Source organism: Mucilaginibacter terrigena, assembly GCF_004168255.1.
Taxonomy (GTDB): Bacteria; Bacteroidota; Bacteroidia; order Sphingobacteriales; family Sphingobacteriaceae; genus Mucilaginibacter; species Mucilaginibacter terrigena.
On record NZ_SEWG01000001.1, the window covers coordinates 609,622 to 635,622 of the forward strand.

General features: G+C 45.2%; 28 protein-coding genes. 17 read left to right on the top strand and 11 right to left on the bottom strand.

Going from position 1 to position 26,001, the window contains the following annotated elements; all coding sequences use genetic code 11:
- The first annotated feature begins 68 nt into the window (after window positions 1-68).
- From rnr to EWM62_RS02675, 4 genes are all read left to right on the top strand, one after another.
- The gene (gene rnr / locus EWM62_RS02660; RefSeq protein WP_129875083.1) at window positions 69-2,207 is read left to right on the top strand and encodes a ribonuclease R; all 2,139 of its coding nucleotides are present in this window, start codon (window positions 69-71) and stop codon (window positions 2,205-2,207) included.
- 77 nt (window positions 2,208-2,284) lie between these two features.
- The gene (locus EWM62_RS02665) at window positions 2,285-3,259 is read left to right on the top strand and encodes a polyprenyl synthetase family protein (protein ID WP_129875084.1); all 975 of its coding nucleotides are present in this window, start codon (window positions 2,285-2,287) and stop codon (window positions 3,257-3,259) included.
- 229 nt (window positions 3,260-3,488) lie between these two features.
- Window positions 3,489-5,087 (top strand): M1 family metallopeptidase, encoded by a 1,599-nt coding sequence (locus EWM62_RS02670; RefSeq protein WP_129875085.1) that lies wholly within the window; start codon window positions 3,489-3,491, stop codon window positions 5,085-5,087.
- A gap of 3 nt (window positions 5,088-5,090) precedes the next feature.
- Window positions 5,091-5,531, top strand: coding sequence for an energy transducer TonB (locus EWM62_RS02675; protein WP_129875086.1), 441 nt, complete (start codon window positions 5,091-5,093; stop codon window positions 5,529-5,531).
- Window positions 5,532-5,778: 247 nt separating this feature from the next.
- Here EWM62_RS02675 and rpmA read toward each other — a convergent pair whose 3' ends face one another.
- From rpmA to EWM62_RS02700, 5 genes are all read right to left on the bottom strand, one after another.
- Window positions 5,779-6,222 (bottom strand): 50S ribosomal protein L27, encoded by a 444-nt coding sequence (gene rpmA, locus EWM62_RS02680; protein ID WP_129875087.1) that lies wholly within the window; start codon window positions 6,220-6,222, stop codon window positions 5,779-5,781.
- Window positions 6,223-6,271: 49 nt separating this feature from the next.
- Window positions 6,272-6,580 carry a 50S ribosomal protein L21 gene (gene rplU, locus EWM62_RS02685; RefSeq protein ID WP_129875088.1) on the bottom strand — a complete coding sequence of 103 codons (309 nt, stop codon included), beginning with the start codon at window positions 6,578-6,580 and terminating at the stop codon, window positions 6,272-6,274.
- Window positions 6,581-6,655: 75 nt separating this feature from the next.
- Window positions 6,656-7,153 (bottom strand): hypothetical protein, encoded by a 498-nt coding sequence (locus EWM62_RS02690; protein ID WP_129875089.1) that lies wholly within the window; start codon window positions 7,151-7,153, stop codon window positions 6,656-6,658.
- A gap of 18 nt (window positions 7,154-7,171) precedes the next feature.
- Window positions 7,172-7,576, bottom strand: coding sequence for a four helix bundle protein (locus EWM62_RS02695; protein WP_129875090.1), 405 nt, complete (start codon window positions 7,574-7,576; stop codon window positions 7,172-7,174).
- 88 nt (window positions 7,577-7,664) lie between these two features.
- Window positions 7,665-9,047, bottom strand: a complete 1,383-nt coding sequence (locus EWM62_RS02700) for a dicarboxylate/amino acid:cation symporter (protein ID WP_129875091.1) — start codon at window positions 9,045-9,047, stop codon at window positions 7,665-7,667.
- 50 nt (window positions 9,048-9,097) lie between these two features.
- On the opposite strand from EWM62_RS02700, the gene EWM62_RS02705 reads away from it, so the two are divergent.
- The 4 genes from EWM62_RS02705 to EWM62_RS02720 are packed head-to-tail and all read left to right on the top strand — an operon-like array spanning window position 9,098 to window position 11,277.
- Window positions 9,098-9,625 carry a hypothetical protein gene (locus EWM62_RS02705; RefSeq protein WP_129875092.1) on the top strand — a complete coding sequence of 176 codons (528 nt, stop codon included), beginning with the start codon at window positions 9,098-9,100 and terminating at the stop codon, window positions 9,623-9,625.
- 43 nt (window positions 9,626-9,668) lie between these two features.
- On the top strand, window positions 9,669-10,166 hold the full coding sequence (locus EWM62_RS02710; protein WP_129875093.1) for an RNA polymerase sigma factor: 498 nt from the start codon (window positions 9,669-9,671) through the stop codon (window positions 10,164-10,166).
- On the top strand, window positions 10,153-10,743 hold the full coding sequence (locus tag EWM62_RS02715) for a hypothetical protein (protein ID WP_129875094.1): 591 nt from the start codon (window positions 10,153-10,155) through the stop codon (window positions 10,741-10,743). The genes EWM62_RS02710 and EWM62_RS02715 overlap by 14 nt, the downstream gene beginning before the upstream one ends.
- A 3-nt stretch (window positions 10,744-10,746) precedes the next feature.
- Window positions 10,747-11,277, top strand: coding sequence for a GNAT family N-acetyltransferase (locus EWM62_RS02720; RefSeq protein WP_129875095.1), 531 nt, complete (start codon window positions 10,747-10,749; stop codon window positions 11,275-11,277).
- 156 nt (window positions 11,278-11,433) lie between these two features.
- On the opposite strand, the gene dinB is transcribed toward EWM62_RS02720, so the two are convergent.
- Window positions 11,434-12,618 carry a DNA polymerase IV gene (gene dinB, locus EWM62_RS02725; protein WP_129875096.1) on the bottom strand — a complete coding sequence of 395 codons (1,185 nt, stop codon included), beginning with the start codon at window positions 12,616-12,618 and terminating at the stop codon, window positions 11,434-11,436.
- Window positions 12,619-12,690: 72 nt separating this feature from the next.
- On the opposite strand from dinB, the gene EWM62_RS02730 reads away from it, so the two are divergent.
- Window positions 12,691-13,305, top strand: coding sequence for a 2'-5' RNA ligase family protein (locus tag EWM62_RS02730; RefSeq protein ID WP_129875097.1), 615 nt, complete (start codon window positions 12,691-12,693; stop codon window positions 13,303-13,305).
- A 19-nt stretch (window positions 13,306-13,324) separates the two neighbouring features.
- Here the strand turns inward: EWM62_RS02730 and xerD are convergent, their stop codons facing one another.
- Entirely contained in the window at window positions 13,325-14,224 is a 900-nt protein-coding gene (gene xerD / locus EWM62_RS02735) for a site-specific tyrosine recombinase XerD (RefSeq protein ID WP_129875098.1), read from the bottom strand.
- Between the two features lie 40 nt (window positions 14,225-14,264).
- Between xerD and aroQ the strand changes: the two genes are divergently transcribed.
- Both aroQ and EWM62_RS02745 read left to right on the top strand, forming a co-directional pair.
- The gene (gene aroQ, locus EWM62_RS02740) at window positions 14,265-14,687 is read left to right on the top strand and encodes a type II 3-dehydroquinate dehydratase (protein WP_129875099.1); all 423 of its coding nucleotides are present in this window, start codon (window positions 14,265-14,267) and stop codon (window positions 14,685-14,687) included.
- Window positions 14,688-14,798: 111 nt separating this feature from the next.
- The gene (locus tag EWM62_RS02745) at window positions 14,799-17,363 is read left to right on the top strand and encodes a mechanosensitive ion channel family protein (protein ID WP_129875100.1); all 2,565 of its coding nucleotides are present in this window, start codon (window positions 14,799-14,801) and stop codon (window positions 17,361-17,363) included.
- Between the two features lie 83 nt (window positions 17,364-17,446).
- On the opposite strand, the gene EWM62_RS02750 is transcribed toward EWM62_RS02745, so the two are convergent.
- Together EWM62_RS02750 and EWM62_RS02755 are read right to left on the bottom strand one after the other, a co-directional pair.
- Window positions 17,447-18,517 (bottom strand): glycosyltransferase family 2 protein, encoded by a 1,071-nt coding sequence (locus EWM62_RS02750; RefSeq protein WP_129875305.1) that lies wholly within the window; start codon window positions 18,515-18,517, stop codon window positions 17,447-17,449.
- Window positions 18,517-19,401 carry a lysophospholipid acyltransferase family protein gene (locus tag EWM62_RS02755; protein ID WP_129875101.1) on the bottom strand — a complete coding sequence of 295 codons (885 nt, stop codon included), beginning with the start codon at window positions 19,399-19,401 and terminating at the stop codon, window positions 18,517-18,519. Before EWM62_RS02755 ends, EWM62_RS02750 begins: the two co-directional genes overlap by 1 nt.
- A gap of 35 nt (window positions 19,402-19,436) precedes the next feature.
- Between EWM62_RS02755 and EWM62_RS02760 the strand changes: the two genes are divergently transcribed.
- Window positions 19,437-20,048 carry a WbqC family protein gene (locus EWM62_RS02760; RefSeq protein WP_129875102.1) on the top strand — a complete coding sequence of 204 codons (612 nt, stop codon included), beginning with the start codon at window positions 19,437-19,439 and terminating at the stop codon, window positions 20,046-20,048.
- On the top strand, window positions 20,048-21,169 hold the full coding sequence (corA, locus tag EWM62_RS02765; protein ID WP_129875103.1) for a magnesium/cobalt transporter CorA: 1,122 nt from the start codon (window positions 20,048-20,050) through the stop codon (window positions 21,167-21,169). The genes EWM62_RS02760 and corA overlap by 1 nt, the downstream gene beginning before the upstream one ends.
- Window position 21,170: 1 nt before the next feature.
- On the opposite strand, the gene EWM62_RS02770 is transcribed toward corA, so the two are convergent.
- Window positions 21,171-21,449, bottom strand: coding sequence for a helix-turn-helix domain-containing protein (locus EWM62_RS02770; protein WP_129875104.1), 279 nt, complete (start codon window positions 21,447-21,449; stop codon window positions 21,171-21,173).
- A 119-nt stretch (window positions 21,450-21,568) separates the two neighbouring features.
- Window positions 21,569-22,693 (bottom strand): acyltransferase family protein, encoded by a 1,125-nt coding sequence (locus tag EWM62_RS02775; protein ID WP_129875105.1) that lies wholly within the window; start codon window positions 22,691-22,693, stop codon window positions 21,569-21,571.
- A gap of 505 nt (window positions 22,694-23,198) precedes the next feature.
- Between EWM62_RS02775 and EWM62_RS02780 the strand changes: the two genes are divergently transcribed.
- The 4 genes from EWM62_RS02780 to EWM62_RS02795 are packed head-to-tail and all read left to right on the top strand — an operon-like array spanning window position 23,199 to window position 25,941.
- Window positions 23,199-23,852: a GNAT family N-acetyltransferase gene (locus tag EWM62_RS02780; protein ID WP_129875106.1), complete on the top strand. Its 654-nt coding sequence runs from the start codon at window positions 23,199-23,201 to the stop codon at window positions 23,850-23,852.
- A 26-nt stretch (window positions 23,853-23,878) separates the two neighbouring features.
- A complete protein-coding gene (locus tag EWM62_RS02785) occupies window positions 23,879-24,241 on the top strand; it encodes a four helix bundle protein (protein ID WP_129875107.1) in 363 nt (120 codons plus the stop codon).
- A 30-nt stretch (window positions 24,242-24,271) separates the two neighbouring features.
- Window positions 24,272-25,489 carry an argininosuccinate synthase gene (argG, locus tag EWM62_RS02790; protein ID WP_129875108.1) on the top strand — a complete coding sequence of 406 codons (1,218 nt, stop codon included), beginning with the start codon at window positions 24,272-24,274 and terminating at the stop codon, window positions 25,487-25,489.
- 44 nt (window positions 25,490-25,533) lie between these two features.
- Window positions 25,534-25,941, top strand: coding sequence for a cupin domain-containing protein (locus EWM62_RS02795; protein WP_129875109.1), 408 nt, complete (start codon window positions 25,534-25,536; stop codon window positions 25,939-25,941).
- The last annotated feature ends 60 nt before the right edge of the window (window positions 25,942-26,001 follow it).

The following is a 26,001-nucleotide window of genomic DNA, read 5'->3' on the forward strand; positions in this document are numbered from 1 at the left end:
CTAATGTTTAGCGATCTGTACCCTATAAAACAAGTACCATTTCGTACCTTAGCAACAAACATCTATAAATGTCAAAAAAGAATAAACATAACGCTACCATAGACCAGGTTCTCACGCAAATGGTACTGGATATATTTGAACAAAACGGCAATACGCCATTAAATCATAAACAAGTTTCGGCCAAATTAAACGTACGCGACCCTGACGCCCGCGGCGTGATCCTGGATATATTAAAGAATGAGGCCTTTAAAGGCGTGATGAAAGAATTATCGCCGGGTAAATTCCAACTGCTGGAACTGAAAACCTTTGTGGAAGGCAAGGTTGACCTCACCAACGATGGCTCCGCCTTTATTGTTACCGACGACCCTACCGAAACTGATATTTTTGTGGCCCCGCGTAAGCTGCGCAACGCTTTAAACGGCGACCGTGTAAAGGTCTACGTGTATGCCAAAAGTCGCGGTAAACGCCAGGAAGGCGAAGTGATAGATATATTGCAGCGCAACAAAATGGAGTTTACCGGTGTGGTAAAACTATCCGAACGTTTCGCGTTCTTCATCCCCGACGACCGCAAGATGATGCACGATATTTTTATCCCCATCAGCGACCTGAATGGTGCGAAGAACGGGATAAAGGCCGTTGCCGAAATTACCGACTGGCCCGCCGGCGCTAAGAACCCCATAGGCCGCATCAAGCATGTTTTGGGCGAACAGGGCGAGAACGATACCGAAATGAACGCCATCCTGGCCGAGTACGGGTTCCCCCTATCCTTCCCTGCCGAGGTTGAACGCGAGGCGGAAGAAATTCCAAGTGATATTACCGCAGATGAAATTGCAAAACGCCGCGATTTTCGCAACGTGCTTACCATAACCATCGACCCGTTTGATGCCAAGGATTTTGATGATGCCATCTCTTACAAAAAGCTGGATAACGGCAACTACGAAGTGGGTGTGCACATTGCCGATGTATCGCATTACATCATCCCCGATTCGGCTTTGGATAAGGAGGCTTACGAGCGCGGTACATCCGTTTACCTGGTTGACAGGGTGATACCCATGCTGCCCGAAAGGTTATCCAACGGCCTTTGCTCGCTTCGCCCTAAAGAAGATAAGCTTTGCTTTGCCGCTGTTTTTGAACTGGACGAGAACGCCAATGTTGTTGACCAGTGGTTCGGCAAAACGGTTATCCACTCCGACAGGCGCTTTACTTACGAGGAAGTGCAGGATGTAATTGAAACAAAAACCGGCGACTATGTTGAAGAAATAGAAAAACTAAACGCACTGGCCTACAAACTTCGCGACCGTAAATTTAAAGCGGGTGCCATCAGCTTTGAAACTACCGAGGTGAAATTTAAGCTGGATGAAAACGGCAAGCCCATCGGCGTTTATGTTAAGGAACGTAAGGACGCCCACAAGCTGATAGAAGACTTTATGCTGCTTGCCAACCGCAAGGTTGCCGAACATGTAAGTAAAATGGGCAAGGGCAAGCATAAATACACTTTTGTTTACCGTGCGCACGATACCCCCAAGCCCGACGCGCTGGCCAACTTCGCGCAGTTTGCGGCAAGGTTTGGGTACAAGATCAACACAAAATCTGACAAGGAAACCGCCCGCTCCCTTAATTTTTTAATGGAGGACGTGGAAGGAAAAAAAGAACAGAACGTACTTACCCAACTGGCTATCCGCTCGATGGCTAAGGCTATTTACACTACCAAAACCAGCAGCCATTACGGCCTGGCGTTTGATCACTACACGCACTTTACCTCGCCTATCCGCCGTTACCCGGATGTGATGGTGCACCGTTTGCTGCAGCACTACCTTAACGGCGGCCAAAGCGCCAATGCCGACCATTACGAGGAACTGTGCAAACACAGTTCGCAGATGGAGAAAAAAGCTGCCGATGCCGAGCGCTCTTCAGTTAAATACAAACAGGCCGAATACCTTAAAGACCAGGTGGGCAACATATTTACCGGCATTATTTCGGGGGTTACCGAGTGGGGTATGTATGTAGAAATTGTGGAGAACAAATGCGAGGGCATGATACGCCTGCGCGATATCAGCGACGATTTTTATACTTTAGACGAGAAGAATTACGCCATCATCGGTCAGCGCAAAAAGAAGGTTTACCAACTTGGCGATGAGGTACAAATAAGGGTGAAAAACGTTGACCTGACCAAAAAGCAGATTGATTTTTCATTAGTAAATAATTAGTATTTGTTGCGGGTTGCCGGTGCAAGGTGCGTTTATTTGCCCTTCGTATTCCCCACCCCGCACCCCGCACTCAAAGTATGAGAAAACTTGAAGAACTGCAGTCGCTGATTGCAAGCTCCGTAGCCGAACTGAAATTTCCCGAACAGCCTGCAGACCTGTACGAACCCATCAGGTACATACTTGCTTTGGGGGGTAAGCGCATGCGCCCTGCCCTGCTGCTAATGGCCTGCGACCTCTTCGGCGGTGATGTAGAGGCTGCCCTGCCCCCTGCGCTGGCCATAGAGGTGTTCCATAACTTTACGCTGATGCACGATGATATTATGGATAACGCCCCAAAAAGGCGCGGCAAAACCACCGTTCACGAAAAGTGGAACAGCAGCGTGGCTATATTATCGGGCGATGTAATGCTGATCGAGGGCTATAAGCTGATGATGCAGGTGCCTGATGATAAATTGCGTACGGTGCTTGATATCTTCAACACAACCGCTGCCGGTGTTTGCGAAGGCCAGCAATGGGATATGACCTTTGAGACCAGCACTAACATCAGCATTGAGGAATACATCAGCATGATCCGCCTTAAAACGGCTGTGGTGTTGGGCGGCGCTTTAAAAATAGGCGCGCTTATTGGCAATGCCGATATGCAGGATGCCGAACTGTTATGCAGCTTTGGCGAGTACCTGGGCATCGCGTTCCAACTGCAGGATGATATTTTAGATGTGTATGGCAATCCCGAAAAATTTGGTAAGCAGGTTGGCGGGGATATCCTCTCCAACAAAAAAACCTACCTGCTGATAAAAGCGCTTGAACTGGTTAAAGGCACAGATGCCGAAGAATTGGGCCGCTGGATAACTTTCGCCACCTTTGACCCGGCCGAGAAAGTTGCCGCTGTTACCCAGATCTACAACAGCGTAAACATCCGCCAGCATGCCGAAACCGAAATGCAGGCTTACGCCGAAAAAGCCTTTACAGCGCTGGATAATATCAACCTACCCGAAGAAAGTAAGCAATACCTGCGCAATTTTGCGGATGGGTTATTGGTGAGGGAATATTAAGCCATTCACACCCTGTCATTTCGATGAGCATGGGCGGGAAATAGCGTTGGAGCGAAGAGAAATCTTATACGCTACGCATGTCGACATCTTACTGCTTGTATAAGATTTCTCCTCGTACCTCGTTCGAAATGACAACCTTTAAGTTATTATCTCTATAAATTTTACAATGCTAATCATCGCAATATAAATACACATTCTTACCTTTAAGCACACAATCATTCCTTATCTGATGAAGATCCTTTCAAAAATAACCACCCTCGCAATTTTGCTTGCAGGTATGGGTGCGCAAGTCCAAGCCCAAACTTCGGGCGGTAAGCTAAAGCCCGAGCAGGCCATTATGGATGTTCGGCACTATACCATCGCTTTAAATTGTAATTTCGCCACAAAAACGGTGGATGGCTCAACCGTTGTGGATGTGATCATGGCGCAGCCTACCAAAGTTTTGATGCTGGACCTGCTGGATTCCCTGCACGTGAGCGCGGTATCAGTCAACGGTAAAAAAGAAGCCTTTACGCATAAAAACAATATCATAACCATAAACACGGCTAAGCAATTGCCGGCAGGCAAAGCCAGCATTAGGGTGGTGTACGCCGGTCAGCCACGCATAGCTAAAAACCCGCCATGGGACGATGGCTTCACCTGGACACAAGACTCTACCGGCCACCAATGGTTAGCCGTAACCGCCGAAGGCACGGGAGGGAAGATATTTTATCCCTGTAAAGACCACCCCAGCGATGAACCTAACGAGGGCACCGATATGATCATAACCGTGCCTAAGGACCTGGTTGTTGCCGGCCCGGGCCTGTTAAAAGGCGTAAGTAAAAAAGGTGCAACAGCTACCTATCACTGGCAAACCAAATATAGTATAAACAACTACAATATTGTTTTTAACGCGGGCGATTACCAGGTTGCAAAAGGCAGCTATACATCGGTAGCGGGTAATACGGTGCCGGTGCAGTTTTATGTATTAAAATACCACGCTAAAAACGCGCCGCACTTTATTGATATGGTGATAAAAGCCGCGCAGGCTAAAGAAAAATATTTCGGCGAGTTTCCGTGGGCCAAAGAGAAACTGGGCATGGTGGAAACCCCGCACCTGGGTATGGAGCACCAAAGCATGATAGCGTATGGTAATAAATTCAGGTATTCTAAAATTGGAGGGCAGGATTTCGACTGGCTGATGTTCCACGAGTTTGGGCACGAATGGTGGGGCAATAAGGTTACCGCCCGCGACTGGGCCGATTACTGGATCCACGAGGGTATTGATACCTATGCCGATGCATTGCCGATACTTGATCTGGAAGGCAAAGAAGCTTATATCAAACATTTTAAACAGACTGCGTTTAGCATCCAGAATAAACAGCCACTTGTATTAGGGATAGATATTGACGAGGAATCGGCCTATAACAATGATATTTACACCAAAGGTGGTTTCTTTATGCATACGCTGCAGTATGTTATGGGCGATACGCTTTTCTTTCCAACCATAAAAGGCTTTGTAACTGACCCTAATTACACTTACGACCATCAGAATGTTACGGATGATGTGGAGCAATATTTTAGCAAGGCGTACGGCAAATCGTTAAAGCCGCTGTTCGATTTTTACCTGCGCACCACCAACAAGCTGGAAATAAGCGTAAAGGCAAGGCCGAAGGATAAATACCTTATTACGCTAACAAACATTGGCACCGATCTGCCCATTGATATAACTACCGATACCGGTACCAAACGCATGATAGTAACCCCCAAAGGCATAACTATCGAAAGTAAAATCATACCTGTTATTGATGCCGATGGCTGGTATTTAAAAAAGGTGATATTAGAATAAAAAATGAGATCATTATTAATACTAACTGCACTGTGCTTTAGCATTGCGGTAAAAGCACAAACAGCCGATACTACCATTAAAAATGTAAAGTTAATAGCGGCAGATTCGTTAGAAAAGAAAATGAAGCAGCCAGGGGCTTTCACAGATTTCGAGCATCCGCCGCAGTTCCCGGGTGGCCATCAGGAGTTTGCAAAATACCTGATGGCAAACTTGCGTTACCCGGCAGAATCATACAGCAAGAGGATCCAGGGGCGGGTTATTCTTTCGATGATAGTTGAAAAGGATGGTACCGTAGATGAAGTAAAAATAGTTAAGGGCGTAGCCGATGATATTGACCGGGAAGCGATACGTGTACTAAGTAATTCGCCCAAATGGTTGCCGGGTGTCCAAAAAGGCCAACCGGTAAGGGTACGGTACGCTGTACCGTTAAATTTTGCTTTGTAAGATTTACAAAAATAGCGATGGGAATAAAACCCATCGCTATTTTTGTATCCACCCTGTCATGCTTATCCGTTAGCCAACGGAGCATCTATTCGTCGCCATGCATTTACACGATTCCACAGTTTACTAATACATCCTTCACTACGTTCAGTATGACAAAACGTTAAAGAAATTTTATAGAAATTACCCTACAAAAAAAGCCCTTATCAATTTGATAAGGGCTTTTTATATAATTTAAGCTTGTTGCTGATTACTCGGCAGCAGGGGCTTCTTCAGCATCAGGTGCTGCTTCTTTTTTTGCTTTTGGCGCTGCCGCTTTTTTTGCTTTAGGAGCTTCTTCAGCTACTTCTGCCACTGCAACAGGTGCTTCAACTTTCTTTGCTTTTGGCTCAGCCTTAACTGCTGGTGCGGGTGCTGCGTCTTCTGCAACCGGTGCAACTTCAAAAGGGATAACAGAAACGTACGAACGGTTGTCTGCTTTCTTCTTGAAAATTACCTGGCCTGCAGCTAATGCAAATAAAGTATGGTCTTTACCGATACCTACGTTAAGGCCCGGGTTGTGTTTGGTACCACGCTGGCGGACAATGATGTTACCTGCGATTGCTGGCTGACCACCGAAAATTTTGATACCTAAACGTTTGCTATGTGATTCGCGGCCGTTTCTTGAACTACCGGCCCCTTTTTTGTGTGCCATTTTCTAATTTCTTTTGTGACCCTGTTTGATCGAGTCGGTTAAAATTTAATTATAATGTTATACCGGTGATCTCGATCTTGGTAAATTGCTGACGGTGACCATTTTTCTTCTGGTAACCTTTTCTGCGTTTCTTTTTGAAGATAATTACTTTATCACCTTTTAAATGAGACACGATCTTAGCTGATACTTTAGCGCTTTTCAAATCAGAACCTAATTTGAATTTACCTTCGTTCTCGGCTAACAACACATTGTCAAATTCAATATTAGCGCCTTCATCCCCTTGTAAACGGTGTACAAAGATCTGCTGGTCTTTCGCAACTTTAAACTGTTGCCCGGCTATACTTACTATTGCGTACATTGTTGATTAATTATTGTTTTAAATTTTGAGGTGCAAATATATGGATTAATAAATTAATATCCAATTAGCTATTTGTTATTTCTTTTGGCGTGCTTCGGCCTCGTTCAACACTTTCTGAAATTCTTTGATCAGGCGTTCGTTAGCATCAACCAGGCTTTCGGGGCCATCGTACGATGCATCGTAAACAACCTTTTTGCTTTTATGCTGATAATTAAACTGTGTTACAAAACGGGGCACCCTGCCTTTTACTTTGGGGTTAAGTTCATTTGCCGGGAAATCCCAAAAGCCCAGGTCGGCCGCCTTGCGGTGCAGGTACAGCAGTTCGTTCTTGCTTAGTATCAGTTTCATTTTAATAAGCGAATCGCGCTTATTAACGTACTGGTAATCGCCGGTCCTCGAGTCGTACTTATTACGCAGCGTATCGCCATACCCATATTGAAACTGGATAGATTCAAACTCCGAAAACTTATAAGGGGCGTTTTTAAGTATCATGCCATAATAGTAAATGCAGTATAACAAAAACGGCACTACAACACACGCGAAAAGGAATATTTTTTTGGAACGGATAGTCATTTATATTTATTTAATAAATTAGTGAATTAGTGATTTAGTGAATTTAAGATGGTTTATTTTTTGAAACGGTTTCCGTGATGCGGATGTGATGCGAAGTATTTGGTTTGCTTCATCAAGTAAAAAACCAAGATCTGTTTTGTTTACAACTTCGGCCTCAATCAATACTTCCATCCAAAATGCAGATTCGTCTGCTTCTTCAACTACGGTTAATAGTTTAGCATTGAACTCCGCCTGTGACCTTGCCCTGCAAGCTGCACGGTAATTAGCTCCAACTGAGGATGATGATCTGGGTAATTGCCTTCCGATAATTTTTGCTTCCTCTGTTTTGGGTAGCGTACGATAGAACCTGATGTTATCTACAACAAACTTTTTAGTACGGTTTCTAAAGGTTTCTGCAAAATTAGTTTTGTCAGCATCAATCATTATAAATGTTTTTTTGGGTTTGCAAAAGTAAGCACCAAATACCATTTAAAAAATCAGTAAATCACTCACTCACTAATTCACTAATTCATTAATCATCCCCAGGCTCCAACTCTCCCTCCCATTTACTTACCACTACTGTTGCCATTGCATTACCCAGTACGTTGGTTGCAGAACGGCCCATATCCAGCAATGGGTCGATACCGATTAGGAGGGCCAAACCGGCCTCGGGTATGTTGAACATTGCTATAGTGCCGGCTATAACTACCAGTGATGCACGCGGAACGCCCGCTATGCCCTTGCTGGTAAGCATCAGGATAAGCAGCATGGATAGTTGGTGCTCGAATGAAAGATGGATACCGTAGGATTGCGCCAGGAACAGCGACGCGAAGGTCATGTACATCATAGAACCATCCAGGTTAAACGAATAACCCAGGGGCAATACAAAGCTTACAATTTTATTATTGCAGCCAAAGCGCTCAAGCTCCAGCAATACCTTGGGGTATGCCGCCTCGCTTGTTGAGGTGCCAAAAGCGATTAGCATGGCATCTTTAATACGGCCAACCAGTTTAAAGGCACGGCCTTTTATTACCGCGGCACCTGCCAGTATAATTACCAGCCACAATATCACCAGCGAAAAATAAAACTCGCCGATAAATATGGCATAGGTAGACAGGATACCTAATCCTTGTTTGGCAACAATAGCCGTTATTGCGCCAAATACCGCTAAAGGCGCCAGTTGCATAACATAGCCGGTTATTTTTAAAATAACGTGGGCTATTGCATCCATAGCTTTTATAACAATTACGCCTTTTTCGCCAATTGCGGCCGTACCCACGCCAAAAAACAGCGAGAATACAACTATCTGTAAGATCTCGTTAGTGGCCATGGCCTCTACAAAGCTTGTAGGGAAAACGTGGCCTATAAACTCGCGCAGCGATAAGGTTGTTTTTTGGATCCCGGTAGATAAGTGGCTGTCAGGCAATGGCAAATGCATGGCTTCGCCAGGTTTAAAAAAGTTAACCAGCACCATCCCCAATAATAACGATACAAGCGTTGCGCTTAAAAACCACAGGAGCGTTTTGCCCCCGATGCGCCCAACGGCCTTAATATCCCCAACCTTGGCTACACCTACCACAAGCGTGGTAAATACCAGCGGGGCCACTATCATTTTAATCAGCTTCAAAAATATGTCGCTTAGTATGGTAAAGCCAACCAGCTTGTCCTCGCGGGTGGTGCTGCCGGCTTTACGGATGGCGGCCTGCTTGCTGCGCTCTGCCTTTAGCTCCTGGTAAATTACCGTTGTGGTGTCTTTACTGGCTAATAATTGCCCGTCTAAAGTTTTTATATTTACCTCGGCGGTATTTATTTTGGTATTAATATTGTTTATAACTGTAGCATTGTAAATATAGCCGGCAATTACGCCTAATATTAATGCTAAAAAAATGTACAGGGTCAGTTTGCTCTTCTGCATGTGTTTAATTGGTGCCGCAAAACTACAAAATTAAAGCTTTATATATACCGATGAGTATAACTACCTACAGCCTGCAGCAAATAAAAAAGGAATTACAGCATTTACCACAGGAGCAGCTGGCCGAATTATGCCTGCGGCTGATAAGGTATAAAAAGGAAAACAAGGAGTTGCTGGCCTACCTGCTGTTTGAATCGCACAACGAGCATGATTTTACAGAAAGTATTAAAGCCGAGGCCGGGTTTATGTTTAGTCAGCTGCCATCGCAAAGCTATTTTACGGCTAAGGGCTTGCGCAAAATATTAAAGATGCTTACCAAATACACCAAGTTTATGGGTAGTAAACCGGCTGAGATAGAGCTGCTTTTAAATTTTTGCCAAAACTATTTGCAGTATGTGATAAGGCAAACATCGCACAAACCCATAAGGTTGATACTGATAAGGCAGGTAGAGAAAGTGCGCGTTGCAATAGGCAAGCTGCACGAGGACCTGCAATTTGATTACAGCCAGGATTATAACAAGCTGCTGGACGATGCCGAAGGCAAGTTACCCTGGTTTAACAAAAAAAGTTACCTGTTGTAACATTAAAGCCGTTAATTTGTCAAACTAAAAATTAACTAATCAGGTGGCAGACAGAGAAGACGCTTTCAGGAAAATTTACGAAGCCAATTCAAAGAAAATTTACCATTTGTGCTATGGTTATACCGGCGATGATGACGCCGCTAACGATCTGTTGCAGGAAACCTTTTTAAAAGTTTGGCAAAACCTCCACAAGTTTCGTAACCAGGCGCTTATATCTACCTGGATCTATCGCATAGCGGTAAACACCTGCCTAACTTATTTACGATCGGAAAAACGACAGGCCAAGGACGAGCTTACGCCTGCTATTGCCGAAAACAAACCGGAGGTATTTTCGGAAAAGAACGAGCAGGTTGCCTTACTGTATAAATGTATATCAAAACTGGAAGAATCGGAAAGAATTATCATAACACTGGTGCTCGACGAAGTGCCTTACCCCGAAATCGCAGAAGTATCGGGGATATCAGAGGGGAATTTGAGGGTGAAAATATATCGCATTAAACAAAAATTGACAGAGTTATACAATCAGCATGAAAGACTTTGATCATTTAATGTCGGTTTGGCAGGGACAGCCAAAGCAGGAAAAGCTTTCAGTAGATGAAGTGCTTAAGCAGGTTAAAAAAGGGATACGCGGTTTAACAAGCCGTATATACTGGAGTATTGTGGCCATGGCGGTTATCATCGCCTTTGCCTTTATTATTATGCTGTTTGGGGCTTTCAGCTCGTGGGTTACCACTGTGGGCATATTAATTGTACTGGTTACCATGCTAATGTACTTAACCCTTATTGTAAGGCATTACCACATTTTAAGCAAGCGCGATGCCACCCTTAACCCATCCGAGTACCTGGACAGTTTGAAAGAATACCAAAAAAACCGCACCAAAGTTATCGGCTGGTTCTATTACATCTATACCCTGCTCATCAGCGCGGGGCTTGCGCTGTACTTTGTAGAAGTGCTGCAAAACGCCTCGGGTGTTTTTAAAGGGGTTACTTATGCATCCATCATTATTTGGTTCCTGTTCACCACCTTTTACCTGAAACCGAGGATGTTTAAGAACGAGGAAGAAAAATTAAACCTGATGATAGACCGCCTGGTGCGCCTGCAGGACCAATTCGATTAAGCGATGGCCCTGCCTGTTCAAATAAAAAGGGTAGCCGCTTCCGATGCCGGTACCCTGCTCCTGCTCAGTCGCCAAACCTTTTACGATGCCTTTTTGCACCGCAACAAGCGTGAAGATATGGACGCCTACGCCGCAACCGCGTTCATCACAAGCCGCTTTGAACAGGAACTCAATAACCCTGATTCTGAGTTTTATTATGCCATGGTTGATGATGCTATCGCCGGCTACATCAAACTCAATTATCGCAACGCCCAAACCGATCTGCAAGATCCAAACGCCCTGGAAGTAGAACGTATATACGTTTTACAACAATACCAGGGGCAGCAAATTGGCAAACACCTGCTCAACTTCGCCATCCAAACCGCTACTGAAAATAACCTTAAATACATATGGCTTGGCGTATGGGACCAAAACACCAGGGCTATCAGCTTTTACCAACGCAACGGCTTTATCCAGTTTGGCAGCCACCCATTTGTATTGGGTAAGGATAAGCAGACGGATGTGTTGATGAAAAAAGTTCTGAACCGGGATTAAATAGATTTTTGCGATTACCCGAATTTACCAATCATGTCATTGCTGTAAGGGTTAGCGTGGCAATCTCAGCATATCCGTATGTCCTATAAGATTTCTTCGTACCTTATAATGACGTAATTTTAAGTCTCCCCTTTTGGGGGTGATTTAGAGGGGGCTTCACCCCTTCATAAACGGGTTAAACGTCCTGGCCCCTATTTCCATCCCTGCCGCGCGGCAAACCGTTTTATCGCCAAACCTAAAGTTAATGTTATCCATAGCCTGGTAAAGCTTTATGCGTTCCTCGTTATCCTCAAAAAGATTTATCTGGTAACTGCCGGTGCAAAGGTTGCTTAGCCGTACACCTATCAGGCGGATGGGCCGGTGCTGGTTCCAGGCGCTTTTAAGCAGGTTTTTTATTCCGGGTATCAGGATGTGTTCGGCAGCAGTGAGGGATATTTTTTGCTGCTGGGTGTGGGTTTCAAAGTTAGCGTAACGGATCTTTATAGCCAGGCACGATGATACCTTCTTCTCTCGCCTTAGCTTGCCCGCCAGTTCTTCGGTCATGCTTACCAATACATTTTCCAGTGTGCGTTTGTCGTTTACATCGCTATGGAAGGTGGTTTCGGTAGAGATGGATTTGCGGTCGCCATGCGGGATGATCTCGCTATCATCGATACCGTTGGCACGATTATAAATATAAGTGCCGGCTTTGCCAAAAACCGCCTCTAAAAATTTAAGGTTCACCCGCTGCAGGTCGCCTATCTTTTCGATGCCGTATTGGTAAAGTTTTTGGCAGGTGCTTTCGCCAAGTCCGGGGATCTTACCTATGTTAAGCGGCGCCAGGAAAGCCTTTTCCTCGCCATGTTTTATCCAAAGCTGCCCGTTGGGTTTGGCCTGGTTAGTGGCCATTTTAGCTACTGTTTTTCCGGATGCCATCCCGAAGGAAATAGGCAGCCCGGTCTCGCGGATCACCTTCTGCCGTAAGTCGCAGGCCAGTTTAAATGGGTCATGGAAACGCTCCATACCACTCAGATCGATATAAAACTCATCTACCGACGATTTCTGGTACAGCGGCACCATGTTATGGATGATCTGTGTAACCTCGCGCGAGGCCTCCGAATAGCGCCCGTGCGTGCCATGGATCACAATAGCATGCGGACAAAGCTTTAGGGCCTGCCGTGTGGGCATGGCCGAATGTACGCCAAACTTACGCGCTTCGTAACTGCACGATGCCACCACGCCCCTATCGGCCGAGCCGCCTATGATAACCGCTTTACCAATAAGCGATGGGTTGAATTTACGCTCCACAGATACGAAGAATGAATCCAGGTCGATATGTACAATATGCCGCTTAGCATCCATGCACAAATATGAAAATATAATTTGAATTGCTAAAATTATTAGTAAGATTTGTATCGATAATTCACAGATAATATGACCAGCTATGCCGACTACCTTTTCCTGCTTTCGCCGCCCGAACCTGTTAAAGAGCTTATCGGCAAATACAAAAAAGCATCGGTAAAACATATCGGTATGTTTAAAAGCATGGATGCCCCGGCGCATATTTCTGTGGTACACCTGGAGCGGCAAAAACCCTTCTTTGCCGACCAAACACTTACCCGTGTAGAACAAGCTGTCGCCATTATGCCGCCGGTTTTGCTGCATCTTGACGGGTTTAAGTTTTTTACCCACCTGCACAGCCAGTACACCATTTACGGCCATATCCGCATTACCCCTGCTGTTGATGCCTGGTTTGGCCTGTTAAGGAAAAACCTCGGCATCAAAAAAATGCTGGTACCGCATATTACCGTGGTTAGGAATGTGCCCGAGGCTGATTTTAACACCCTGTGGCCGCACTTTCGCCATAAAAAAGTTGTAGAGCCTTTCTGGATAAAGGAGTTGAAAATAGTGCGGCGCGAAACATTTGGCAGTTACCCTAAATGGGAACCGTTTAAAACCATACGGTTTAGGGGGATTAAAGGATTAGAATACGAAACCGGGCCGGATAAGGAACCGGAGGAAGTAATAAAACAGATAAACCTGTTTTAGCCGCAGTTTTTTGTTCGCGTTAATTCCTCGGGTGGAAATCGATAATGGTGCTCTTCAAATACTCCCGGTCCAGGTGGGTGTAGATCTCGGTAGTGGTGATGCTTTCGTGGCCCAGCATTTCTTGTACGGCACGCAGGTCGGCGCCGCCTTCTACCAGGTGGGTGGCAAAGGAATGGCGAAAAGTATGCGGACTGATCGTTTTTCTTAATCCCGTTAGTTCTGCCAGTTGTTTCACCAGCAAAAAAATGTACACCCGGCTTAGCCTGCTGCCGCGGCGGTTTAAAAACACCAGGTCTTCCTCCCCCTTTTTTATGTCGATGTGCACACGTACCTGTTCCGTCCAGATCTTTAGGGCTTTCAGCGCTTCGCCGCCTATGGGTATAAGGCGTTCTTTGCTGCCTTTGCCGGTTACCTTAATAAATTCAATTTCGGGATGGATGTTGGACAGCCGTAGCTCAGTTACCTCAGATACCCGCAGGCCGCAGCCATACATTACCTCTAAAATGGCCTTGTTGCGTGCGCCCTCGGGTTTGCTCAGGTCAATGGCGGCTATCATCTTATCAATATCGTGAATGCTAAGGGTATCGGGCAGTTTGCGCTGGATCTTGGGGGTTTCCAACAGTTCCGACGGGTCGGCGGCTATCAGGTCTTCCATCAACAGGTATTTGTAAAAAGCTTTGATACCCGACAGGATGCGCGATTGTGTGGATGGTATCATCCCCAGTTCGTTTACCCAATTGATAAAATTGCGCAGATCGGTAAGAGTGAATTTCGTTGGTGAGGGTTTACCGGTCAGTGTTTCGGCATACTGGTATAGTTTCTCCAGGTCGCGGCTGTAAGCTTCGATGGAGTTTGCCGCAAGCGACCTTTCCAGTTTTAAGTATGTTTTAAAGCCTTTTATTGCCCGTGGCCAGTCCAATTGATTTTAGTTTTAATGTTTTATAGTTAAGTTTGAGCAAATGAATATACAAATTATAAACGGGCCAAATTTAAACCTGCTTGGCGTACGCGAAAAATCTATTTATGGCAGCGCCGATTTTGAAAGCTACCTTGCCCAATTGCAAAAACATTTTACAAACATCACCATTAATTATTACCAAAGTAATGTTGAAGGCGAAATTATAAATAAACTGCACGAGGTTGGCTTTACCTGCGATGGTATTGTACTAAACGCGGGCGCTTACACCCATACGTCGGTGGCTATTGCCGATGCCATTGCGGCCATTAAAACCCCGACCATCGAGGTGCACATTTCTAATGTATACAAGCGCGAGGAGTTTAGGCACCACTCTATGCTGGCGGCAAGTTGCAAAGGTGTTATCGCGGGTTTTGGCATGCACTCGTACAGGCTGGCGATTGAAAGCTTATTGTTGAAAGACTAAGCCTAAACTTTAAATCCTAAATTCTAAGCTCTAAATCCTAAAGGAGGGTTTTAAGTTTTAAATGGATTAGTTAAATCCGAAATCGAAAATCCGAAATCCGAAATCAAGATAATGAATAAAGTATTTAAAATAGTCCCCCTGCTCCTTTTCGTACTTGCTTTATTTGTGGGGGATGCTTCGGCGCAAAAACGTAAGCCGCAGTCCGTTCGCGATTCGTTGCGCCGGGCCATACTGCGCCGCGATTCGATGATGCGGACGTTCAAAAAATCGGATACCTCCATTAACAACCTGCTGCAAAAGGTTGAGTATTATACATCTGCCTTTAACCAGATAAAAACCAGTTTGTCGCGCAATATCGATACGGTTGATATCAGCCAAAAGCTGCCTTCGTTCGAGCGGCGGATCAGCCTCATAAAAAACCTGATAGACGACGACCGCTCCAGCACCCTGCGTTACCTGTACGCCATCCGCGATATACTTACCCGCAGCGACGATCAGCTTGACCTGTGGCAGGAACGCCTGTCGGACATTAACGGTAAACTGGTACAAAACCAGAACGAGCTGGCATCGATGGATAAGGACCCGGCCCTGAAAATTGTACCTGCCGATAGCAGCCTGCGCACTACCTACCTTATCCAAAAGATAGCTATAGAAAGCAAGCATAAACGGCTTGATACCACCAACAAAAAACTGTTACTTAAGATTGGCCTGCTGCAAAATCGTATCTCGTCGGTATATATTTCCCTGCTCGATCTTAAAGACCAGATAGATATCAAGATCCGCGAGTTTAGCGTGCAGGCGCTAAGCGACGAGAATAACAGTATCTGGCAAATGGATACCAATACCGAAAGCACCTTTAAATCGGCGCTTACCAAAACGGTAAGTATGAACACCAAACTGCTTACGTTTTTTATTGGCCGCGACCCGCTTATCCATTTTACAGGCCTGTTGGTGCTGGTATTGTTTTTTAGCTGGATATATACCAACAGGCGCAAGGTTATCAGGATAAAGGAGTCGCCGCAATCGGTATTTAGCCATGCCAAATATGTATCACTCTACCCTGTTACCTCGGCGGTTATCGTAGCCTTTGCTATAGTGCCCAACTTTTACGATCACCCGCCGGTTGTTGTGCTCGAATTGTTTTTTACCGTGCTGATACTGGCCATACTTTACCTTGTAAAAAAAACCTGCCCTCGTCAATTATTTAAATACCTGCATATCCTGTTTTGGCTTACCCTGTTTTACAGCTTTTGCAACCTGTTTGTTGAAGTATCAAACACCGATAGGGTAATTGTATTATTGTTATCGCTTGGCGCTACCATTGCAAGCATCTGGTTTTTTATCCAGGTTAAAAAAACGCCCGAAGATTACCTGCCCTACACCATAACCATACTCAAAATTTTTATAGGCTTACAGGGCATAGCCTTTTTGTTTAATGTGTTTGGCCGCGTAACGCTGTCAAAAATTGTGGGTGTTACGGCTATATACAACCTTTGGCTGGCTTTAGGTATGTACTATTTGGTGCAGATAATTATGCAAAGCCTGTTTTTACAGTTAGAGGCAAACAAAAACAGCAACGGTTTAAGCTCGTTCATCGATTTCAAAATGCTGCAAAACAAGTTCAGGAGCATTTTAACCATACTGGCAAGCGTGCTTTGGCTGATAATGCTTACGCAAAACCTGAGCGTTGAAGATGCTGTGTTCACCTGGCTCGAAAAATTCCTGACCACAAGCCGCAGCCTGGGCGGTACCAATACAAGTTTTACCTTCCAAAGCATTATCATATTTATTGCTGTTATATGGTTATCATCGGTAGCGGCACGGATCATCAGCTACCTGTATGAAGTAGCGGGCAAGCATGCCAATGATATTGATGTGGCCAAGAAGAAGAACCGCACATCTACCCTGCTGATAAAGCTGGCGGTGTTTGCAGTAGGCTTTTTATTAGCTGTAACCGCTTCGGGTTTCCCGCTGGATAAGATCACCATTATCATCAGTGCCTTTGGTATAGGCATTGGTTTTGGCCTGCAGAACATTGTAAACAACCTGGTATCGGGTTTGATACTGGCTTTTGAGAAACCGATACAGATAGGCGATATCATCGAAGTGGATAACCGCAGCGGAACCATTATGGAAATTGGCATCCGTTCAAGCAAACTGGCTACCAGCGATGGCGCGGAAGTAATTATACCAAACGGCGACCTGATATCGCACCACGTGATCAACTGGACGCTAAGCAACAACAACCGCCGTATCGAGCTGATCATTAGCGTGGCCTATGGGTCGGATATTGATAAGGTGAAAACAATGCTTACTGACTTGCTTAGCAACCGCGACGAGATCATGGACAACCCCGCGCCCCTGGTGTTTCTGCATAATTTAAACGAGAATTCCGTTGATTTCAGGCTGTTGTTTTGGGCGGCGGATATCGGCACCTGGCTCTCGCTAAAAAGCAACGTACTAACAGATATTTACGCCACCTTCGCCAAAGAAGGTATCGAGATCCCCTTCCCGCAGCGCGACCTTCATTTAAGGCTGACCAGCGAACAACAGGAACTGTTTAAAAAGAAGAAGAAAAAGGCAGTGCATGAAGTAGAAACTGACACACCGCTTACCGATACCAGTGATACCGACCTGCCGGATGCCGGCACGGGGCCAATTGCACCGGATCAGTAAAAAGCCGTTTGTCAGTCTGAGTCTATCGAAGACTTGTACGAGCGGCTAATGGTTCGACAGGCTCACCATGACATCGTCGTCGATTAATGCAAATCGCTCTTTTCCAGGTCAGTAAATTTCGTCTTTTTACCAACAAAAAAATCCCAAACCAAACTACGCGAATATGTACCGGTAAGATGATGTGCCTTCCGGCTTGAAACCACCTCCCTGTACTCTTTTGACCCGATAGCTATCGGGTTTAGACTTTTAACTTTCGACTTAAACAGCCTTCTTATAAAGTTCTGGTGCGCCCTGCTGATAGCCCAGGCATCCTTGCGCTTCCCTTCCATCAGGAAACGGGCCAGCGCCATTAGGTCCATCCAAAAGCGCAGGCTGATCACCCACAGCGCCTTCCAAAACGGCAGGTTGTTTTTAAGCAGCAATAGGTTATTACGGAAGTTAAGGTATGTTTTAAAAGGGTTTTCGGCATTAAGCGTACCCCCGCCAACGTGGTACACCTGCGATTGCGGACAGTACATCACTTTATAACCCATGTTTTTCAATCGCCAGCAAAGGTCAATCTCCTCCATATGCGCGAAGAAGGTTTCATCAAAGCCGCCTGCCAGGTCCCAGCAATGTTTTTTAATGAACATGGCCGCGCCCGATGCCCAGAAGATCTCGCCCGGTTGCTCGTACTGGCCCCTGTCCTCCTCTATCTCGTAGAATATTCGCCCGCGGCAAAACGGGTAACCAAATTTATCTATAAAGCCACCTGCGGCACCCGCATGCTCAAAAAATTTTTTTTGATGAAACGACCGTATTTTGGGGGCGGCTGCGGCAATCTGCGCGTCGCCTTCCATTAATTCGATAACCGGCTGGATCCAGTTAGGCTCCACTTCTACATCGGAGTTTAGCAGTATATAGTAATCGGCCTCTACCTGTGCCAGCACCCGGTTATATCCGCCTGTAAAACCATAGTTCTCTTTATTTTCGATGATGCGGATGGATGGATACCTGCCTCGCAAAAACTCAAGCGATTCATCCGACGAGCCGTTATCGCCAACCACAATATCCAAATTAGGGTAAGTGGATGCCAGTACAGAGGGCAGGAAATCGCGGAGGTACTTGATGCCATTCCAGTTCAGGATTACTATGGCAACTTTTGGTGTGTTCATCATTTGCTTAGGTCCTCCGGCATATATTTCCACCGGCGATGGCTCCAGAGCCAGTACTGCGGTTTTTCCTGTATCAGTTTTTCAAGGTAACGCACATGCGCCTCGGTTATTTCGTGGTCGGTAGTTAGTTTGGGTTGCTCTATTAAGGGCACTAAGGTATAAGTATAATAACCCCGGCTTACGCGATCGATCCGGTAAAATATCACGGCGGCATCAATCAGTTTGGCCAGCTTTTCAATCCCCAAAAAAACCGCTGTGGGCTGGTTTAAAAAAGTGGTGAAATAATTTATTTCGTGCATGTTGGGCGTTTGGTCGCTTACCAATACGCTAAAGGTAAGCTGGTTTTTCAAAGCTATCATGGTGCGCAGGGTTTGGCGCATGGCAACCAGCATGGCCCCAAAACGCGCCCTCACACGGTTAAACATCGCATCAAACACCTCGTTGGTTAAAGGTTTATAAACAATGATGCGTTTTTCGGTAGTTAACAGGCCAAAGGCCAGCGCGGCCATTTCCCAGTTGCAGTAATGCCCTGCGGCGGCTATAATACTGCGGTTTTGTTTAAAATAATGTTCAACCAATTCGGGGTTTGTGGGTTTCATCCGCTTGCGTAACGACTTTTCTGAAACAGTTATCATTTTAATGGTTTCCACCATCAGGTCGGCCATGTAGCGGTAGTAACGGCGTTCAATTTTATGCCGTTCGGCTTCGGTACGTTCGGGGAACGAATTGGTAAGGTTCAGCTTCACCACATCCCTGCGGTAGCGGATTACGTAGTAAAGGACGAGGAAGATAACATCGGCTACGCCGTATAAAAACCAAAACGGCAGTAACGATACCAGGTACAAAAAAAATATACCCGTATTTAAAGCCGCTTTTCTTAACATTTTTACCAATTTTGCCACAAACATAAAAAATATATATGATTGAGAACGGTGCTGTTTTACCGATGTTTTACCTGCCCCCGGTCGATTATTTCACAAAACTGGTAGACATTAAGCCGGACGTGGTGTTTGAACGCGAAGAACATTTCCCCAAGCAAACCTACCGTAACCGGGCAAACATCTACTCGCCCGACGGGCGGCAAACGCTTACCGTGCCCGTTATAAAAGGTTCAAAAAATCATACCAAAACAAAGGATGTGCGCATCAGCTACGATTTTAGGTGGCAGCGCTCGCACTGGATGGGCATGCAAACCTGTTACCGCAGCTCGGCTTATTTTGAATATTACGAGGATGATTTCGCGCCGTTCTATGAAAAGCAAACCACCTTTCTGATTGATTATAATAGCGAGCTGATGGCCTTATTGCTGCGCCTGCTAAAAATAAAGCTCGACATAAACTTTGCCGATACCTACGAAGCCACCTACCCCAACCTTACCGACCTGCGCAGCGCATTTAGTGCTAAATATACGCCCGATACTGAACAAAAGCCTTACTTTCAGGTTTTTGAAGAGCGGCAGGGGTTTTTGAAAAACCTCAGCATCATCGACCTTTTGTTTAACCAGGGCCCGCAGGCCTTAAATTATTTGTAATGGCTTATACCAGGCGCGTACGCTATAAAAACAAAAAACGGAACATTAACGTAGGTGCACGCCCCGGTACGGTTATCATCCCCGAGGATGCCCTGCCGCCAAAGATCACCATCTACTCTTTTAACCAGGACGACCTGCAGGTGAGTAATGGCACCGATATGGAAACCATTACCCGCCAGATAGCCAAATGCAACGACCATACCCACTGGATAAAGATCAATGGCCTGGGCGATGCCAAGCTGATGGAGGATATCGGTACCTTTTTGGGGATAAATCAATTGGTTTTAGAGGATATAGTAAATACCCACCAGCGCCCCAAGTTTGACGAGTACGAAGGCTATGTGTTTGGCACCAGCCGCGTTATTTATTTTAATAAGGAAAACGAGTTGGTGAACTGCCAATTTAGCGGCATCGTAAAGGACAACATAGTTATCAGCTTTGAAGAGAGCCACCTGGATTATTTTGAGGTAATTACCACCCGCCTGAAAGCCGGCAAAGGCATTATCCGCACCGGCGGGCCGGGTTATATATTTTACGCGCTGACGGATACCATCCTGGATAATTACTTTGTGATGCTATCCAAAATTGGCGATATGATAGACCAAACCGAGGATAAGCTGTACCAAAGCCCCGATAAAAGCATCATGTTTGATGCGCAGCAGTTAAAGCGAACGCTCATCATCATCCGCCGCGCCTGCTGGCCCGAACGCGACAAGATCAACGACATGATCCGCAGTGAAAGCCCCGAAATAACCCAGGAAACCAAGCTATACCTGCGCGATGCCTACGACCATTGCATACAGGCCATGGATATGGTAGAGAGCTACAAAGAGGTGACCAGCAGTATCATCGACCTGTACCTGAGCATGGTGAGCAACCGCATGAACGAGATCATGAAAGTGCTAACCATCATCTCGGTTATCTTTATCCCGCTAACCTTTATCGCCGGTATCTACGGTATGAACTTTAGTCGCGAAGACACCCACGGGCATGTAATACGAGACAATATGCCCGAACTGTATGTACAGCACGGTTATGTTTATGCGTTGATAGGCATGTTTTTGATAGGCGCGTTCCAGGTGCTTATATTTTGGCGTAAGGGCTGGTTTAATAAGTTGTAACTTAACGCCGCAACTTATAGGCAGGGTTATACACCAGGCGGTATGGGGCCCTGGGCTTGTTTGGATAAATAACATCTATTACGCTTATTTCAAGCACTTCGCAAATTTCCAGCAGTTTGGCAACGGTTAATTTGGAGTACCCTAACTCCATTTTTGAATAAGAATTTTGCGATGAACTCATCTTCATGGCCAGATAATCCTGGCTGTAATTTTTACGCTCCCTGATAACCCGTATATTGTTTACTATCTCGTCAACTTTTTTTTGAAAATCGGTTTTCATTTAAAATTTAGCATTATGTATACAGCTATTTACGATAACACTCTCCCGTTGGATTTTATAAATTATCGTTATAATTAAAAAAAATAAAATAAACCGCTTAGTATTACGCTAAAGGTTAATTAAACAGACTGCCTGAATTTTAAAAATCTTTGCTTAAGCCTCTCTCTTACCGGCTCGTCGTACAGTTTAAGCGCGGCATAGGCCAGCAACATGAAAAACACGAAAAGGCCGCATGCAACCGGGATTACCGTTGACGGCGCGGGTTTTTCTTTGATGATCCAGAAGGTGTAAATATAAATGAACGGGTAATGGACGATATAAATAGGATACGAGATATCGCCCGAAAATTTACAAAGCTTAGCCCACCTGCCGCTTACGTGCCCGCCTGCCCCTGCCGCCAATATAAGCGGGAACGCTACGATGATACAAACCGCATCGAAATAACCGTTCCAGCTGTACCACGGGAAAAAGTAAAGCGCCGCTAACGCCAGCGAACAAACCGTGTATGCCATTGGTACACGGATAAGCTTACCCGCGCGGAACAGCAACAAACCAGCAAAGAAAGGGAACATCATGCGCACCGGCGCTACCCAGATATTCGGGTACCCCTCGGCCCCTGGTCCGTAAAACCAGCCCGCAATAAATTCAGATTTTATTTTGCCAAAGCCCCAGCCGGTACCCAGGTCGCCGTGGTCAACAGATACCACGGTAAGCACCACGCCGCTTAATATAACTACTATCCACAAAACGGTTTTAGTCATTTTACGGCCAAAAACGGCGTAAATGATATTGGCAATATATTCCTGCATCAGGCTCCAGCACGGTCCGTCAAGTGGGTGTGTTTCGCCCCAGCCGCGCACATCAACCGGCGTTGGCAGCATGGTAAAGCCAATCAGGGCAACCACTACCAGCTTCCATACATCAAAGTGCAGGTTATCCTTAAATGGGTCGAACCAGAAAGCGATGGCCCCTATTACGGTACCCAAAATAACCAGCGGGTGCAGACGCACCAGGCGGATCTTCAGGAATTGCTTAATCGTCATGCCCTTTGCCCACCGGTCGTCATAAGCGTAACCCACCACAAAGCCCGATAGCATATAAAAAAAGTCGACCGCCAGGTAACCGTGGTGCATGGGATGTTTAGGCAACTCGGGGAAATAGCCTTCAAACAAATGGAATATTACTACTAATAGGGCGGCTGTGCCACGCAATCCGTCTAAAATGGGGTAATGCGGTTTCGACATATAAGGCTTATGATTTGGGTTATAAGGTTTTTAAAGGTAATGGATTGAAATAGGATGTGCAAAAAGATTTATGTACAATAATAATATACCAAGAACCAAACCGGTCATTTCGCTAAAAATTGCTTGCCTGCATGTTATATTAATATTTCTTAAATGTAATGTTTTATGCGTGCAGGCAAATTATAACAGTTTTTTCTTGCATAAGTAAAATTTAATGTAATAATTTGCACAAAATTAAAAAGTACACACACTTTACATAAAATGATCAAACAAAACATAAACAGAACGGATATCAGTGCATTTTTTGCCCCGGTTGCCGCTGCTTTAGTTTCTTTTGTTTTGTTGTTCCCTCCCAGCCGACGACGGGTGTTCATCCCACGGGTTTGAATTAGGTTTTAATCTCCACCCAAATAAGGACGTTGCTCTTTAAACCTCCTTAAACATTGTCCCTCTAATTATTATGGCCTTACAAAGCCAATAATTTAACGGTAATTTTTCTATACTAATGACCATACAAGATTTTGACATAACCGTAGCAACTGCACAACATGCAGATTTTGCCACTATTATATGTGATGAAATGGCGGAATCGGCAAAGGCGCGCGGTACGGGTATTGCGCAGCGGTCGCCGGAGTATGTAGCCAATAAGATGCTGGAAGGCAAGGCGGTTATAGCCCTGCATAAAGATGGCACCTGGGCAGGTTTTTGTTATATCGAGACCTGGAGCCACGGTGATTTTGTGGCCAATTCGGGTTTGATCGTAAACCCTATCTATCGCAAAGCAGGACTTGCCAAGGCAATCAAGCATAAAATATTCGAACTCTCGCGCAGCAAATACCCAAAAGCTAAACTGTTTGGCTTAACCACAGGCCTTGCCGTAATGAAGATAAACTCGGAGATAGGCTACGAACCGGTAACCTATTCAGAACTTACGCAGGACGAAGACTTTTGGAAAGGATGCCGCAGCTGTGTTAATTACGACATATTGATGAGCAAAGACCGCAAGAACTGCATGTGCACCGCCATGCTTTTCGACCCAGAGGCAATTCAGAAAGAATATGAAGAGAAAATGAAGAAGATCACTCATAAAGCGACATTGCTGGAGCGCATTGAAAAAGCGATAAAGAAGCGGATGGAGAAGATAATAGCATTAGGTTAAAGGTAAAAGGCGAAAGGTAAAAGGTAATGAGAGATTATAAAAAACTTGATATTTGGAAAAAAGCCCATTCTTTTACAAAACTCGTGTATCGGGAAATATTACCTGTTATGCCACCTGAAGAAAAATTTGCCCTAACCAATCAATTGCGACGTTCGGCGTACTCCATTCCGATGAATATCGTTGAAGGATGTGGAAAGAATACTGATAAAGATTTTACGCATTATCTCGATAATGCCTTAGGTTCGGCTCTTGAAGTGGAATATACATGTTTATTGATTTTTGACTTAGAATATATTTCACAAGATAAATACGATTTAGTTTACCAACCCATAAACGAGATAAAAGCGATGCTTATCTCATTCATTAAATTTTTAAGAGATGGAAAATAACCTTTCACCTTTTACCTTTTACCTTTTACCATGAAAAAGAAAGTAGTACTGGCATACAGCGGCGGATTAGATACCTCATTTTGCTGTATTTATTTAACACGCGACCTGGGTTACGAGGTTCACTCGGTAATTGTAAATACGGGTGGTTTTAGTGATGAAGAGCTTAAGGGCGTTGAAGAACGCGCTTACCAGATGGGCGTAACATCGCACCACGTGGTTGACGAAACCGAAAACTTCTACAACACCTGCGTACGCTTTTTGATATATGGCAACGTGTTAAAAAATAACACCTACCCGCTATCGGTAAGTGCCGAACGTGTTAGCCAGGCTACGGCTATTGCCAATTACGCTAAAGAAATAGGCGCCGAGTCGGTTGCCCACGGCAGTACAGGCGCCGGTAACGACCAGGTGCGTTTTGATATGATATTTAACATATTGGTGCCAGAGGTGCAGATCATCACCCCTATCCGCGACCTTAAATTAAGCCGCGAGGCCGAAATTGAATACCTGAAAAAACACGGCGTTGAAATGAACTTCGAGAAAGCGAAGTACTCCATTAACAAAGGTATCTGGGGTACATCTGTAGGCGGTAAAGAAACCCTGACCTCCAACTTAGGCCTTCCTGAAGAAGCATGGCCTACACAGGTTACCGCGTCTGAGCCAAAAACATTAGAACTGGTATTTGAGCAAGGCGAATTGGTTGGTATCGATAATGAAAAATACGACCATCCAACAAAAGCGATACAGGCATTGCAAGCCATAGCACAGCCTTACGGCATTGGCCGCGATATCCACGTGGGCGATACCATCATCGGTATAAAAGGCCGCGTTGGTTTTGAGGCTGCCGCGCCAATGGTGATCATTAAAGCGCACCATACTTTAGAAAAACATGTGCTTACCAAATGGCAGCTATCATGGAAGGATCAATTATCATCATTCTATGGCAACTGGCTGCACGAAGGGCAATTCCACGACCCTATTATGCGTAATATGGAGGCGTTTTTGACCGATACTCAAAAAAATGTGAGCGGCAAAGTATTTGTTGAGTTGCACCCGTACCGTTTCCAGGTGGTGGGTATCGAGTCGGAGCACGACCTGATGAGCAACAAATTTGGCAGCTACGGCGAAATGAACAACTCGTGGAGCGGCGAAGATGTGAAAGGTTTCTCTAAGATCTTCGGTAACCAGGTAATGATATATCACAAAGTAAATGCTGTCCCCCAGCCCCCTGAAGGGGGAGCTGAATAGAGCGAAGCCCCCTAACCCCCTAAAGGGGGAACTAAATTTGTAATATGACTGAAACTAATAAAGCTGATCTTCAAAAACTCCCCTTTCAGGGGGCTGGGGGGCCTCGTGTTTTTTCACGCAGCGAATGCTTAAGCACCTATAAGTGGGGCGATGATTGCTACGGCTGGAACTATGTTGACACCGATGCATTATCCATAAAACAAGAATTAATGCCGCCCGATACTGCCGAGCAATTACATTATCACGAAAAGGCCTCACAGTTTTTCTTCATCCTGAAAGGCAGGGCAACTTTTACTATCGACGGGGAGATAAGCGTTTTAAAACCAGAGCAAGGGATAGAAATTAAACCCGGTCAAAAGCATTTTATAAGCAATAAAGAAAGCAGCGACCTGGAATTTATCCTCTACTCATCACCATCTACAAAAAATGATCGGGTAAATGTAGCCCCCTAACCTCCGTTGGATAACGGAGAAACTAAATTTGATAATATGACTGAAACTAATAAAGATATT

Bases quoted from the DNA above. Each gene is read 5' to 3' on its own strand.
- rnr (WP_129875083.1), top strand. From the start codon at position 69: ATGTCAAAAAAGAATAAACATAACGCTACCATAGACCAGGTTCTCACG.
- EWM62_RS02665 (WP_129875084.1), top strand. From the start codon at position 2,285: ATGAGAAAACTTGAAGAACTGCAGTCGCTGATTGCAAGCTCCGTAGCC.
- EWM62_RS02670 (WP_129875085.1), top strand. From the start codon at position 3,489: ATGAAGATCCTTTCAAAAATAACCACCCTCGCAATTTTGCTTGCAGGT.
- EWM62_RS02675 (WP_129875086.1), top strand. From the start codon at position 5,091: ATGAGATCATTATTAATACTAACTGCACTGTGCTTTAGCATTGCGGTA.
- rpmA (WP_129875087.1), bottom strand. From the start codon at position 6,222: ATGGCACACAAAAAAGGGGCCGGTAGTTCAAGAAACGGCCGCGAATCA.
- rplU (WP_129875088.1), bottom strand. From the start codon at position 6,580: ATGTACGCAATAGTAAGTATAGCCGGGCAACAGTTTAAAGTTGCGAAA.
- EWM62_RS02690 (WP_129875089.1), bottom strand. From the start codon at position 7,153: ATGACTATCCGTTCCAAAAAAATATTCCTTTTCGCGTGTGTTGTAGTG.
- EWM62_RS02695 (WP_129875090.1), bottom strand. From the start codon at position 7,576: ATGATTGATGCTGACAAAACTAATTTTGCAGAAACCTTTAGAAACCGT.
- EWM62_RS02700 (WP_129875091.1), bottom strand. From the start codon at position 9,047: ATGCAGAAGAGCAAACTGACCCTGTACATTTTTTTAGCATTAATATTA.
- EWM62_RS02705 (WP_129875092.1), top strand. From the start codon at position 9,098: ATGAGTATAACTACCTACAGCCTGCAGCAAATAAAAAAGGAATTACAG.
- EWM62_RS02715 (WP_129875094.1), top strand. From the start codon at position 10,153: ATGAAAGACTTTGATCATTTAATGTCGGTTTGGCAGGGACAGCCAAAG.
- EWM62_RS02720 (WP_129875095.1), top strand. From the start codon at position 10,747: ATGGCCCTGCCTGTTCAAATAAAAAGGGTAGCCGCTTCCGATGCCGGT.
- dinB (WP_129875096.1), bottom strand. From the start codon at position 12,618: ATGGATGCTAAGCGGCATATTGTACATATCGACCTGGATTCATTCTTC.
- EWM62_RS02730 (WP_129875097.1), top strand. From the start codon at position 12,691: ATGACCAGCTATGCCGACTACCTTTTCCTGCTTTCGCCGCCCGAACCT.
- aroQ (WP_129875099.1), top strand. From the start codon at position 14,265: ATGAATATACAAATTATAAACGGGCCAAATTTAAACCTGCTTGGCGTA.
- EWM62_RS02745 (WP_129875100.1), top strand. From the start codon at position 14,799: ATGAATAAAGTATTTAAAATAGTCCCCCTGCTCCTTTTCGTACTTGCT.
- EWM62_RS02750 (WP_129875305.1), bottom strand. From the start codon at position 18,517: ATGAACACACCAAAAGTTGCCATAGTAATCCTGAACTGGAATGGCATC.
- EWM62_RS02755 (WP_129875101.1), bottom strand. From the start codon at position 19,401: ATGTTAAGAAAAGCGGCTTTAAATACGGGTATATTTTTTTTGTACCTG.
- EWM62_RS02760 (WP_129875102.1), top strand. From the start codon at position 19,437: ATGATTGAGAACGGTGCTGTTTTACCGATGTTTTACCTGCCCCCGGTC.
- corA (WP_129875103.1), top strand. From the start codon at position 20,048: ATGGCTTATACCAGGCGCGTACGCTATAAAAACAAAAAACGGAACATT.
- EWM62_RS02770 (WP_129875104.1), bottom strand. From the start codon at position 21,449: ATGAAAACCGATTTTCAAAAAAAAGTTGACGAGATAGTAAACAATATA.
- EWM62_RS02775 (WP_129875105.1), bottom strand. From the start codon at position 22,693: ATGTCGAAACCGCATTACCCCATTTTAGACGGATTGCGTGGCACAGCC.
- EWM62_RS02780 (WP_129875106.1), top strand. From the start codon at position 23,199: ATGACCATACAAGATTTTGACATAACCGTAGCAACTGCACAACATGCA.
- EWM62_RS02785 (WP_129875107.1), top strand. From the start codon at position 23,879: ATGAGAGATTATAAAAAACTTGATATTTGGAAAAAAGCCCATTCTTTT.
- argG (WP_129875108.1), top strand. From the start codon at position 24,272: ATGAAAAAGAAAGTAGTACTGGCATACAGCGGCGGATTAGATACCTCA.
- EWM62_RS02795 (WP_129875109.1), top strand. From the start codon at position 25,534: ATGACTGAAACTAATAAAGCTGATCTTCAAAAACTCCCCTTTCAGGGG.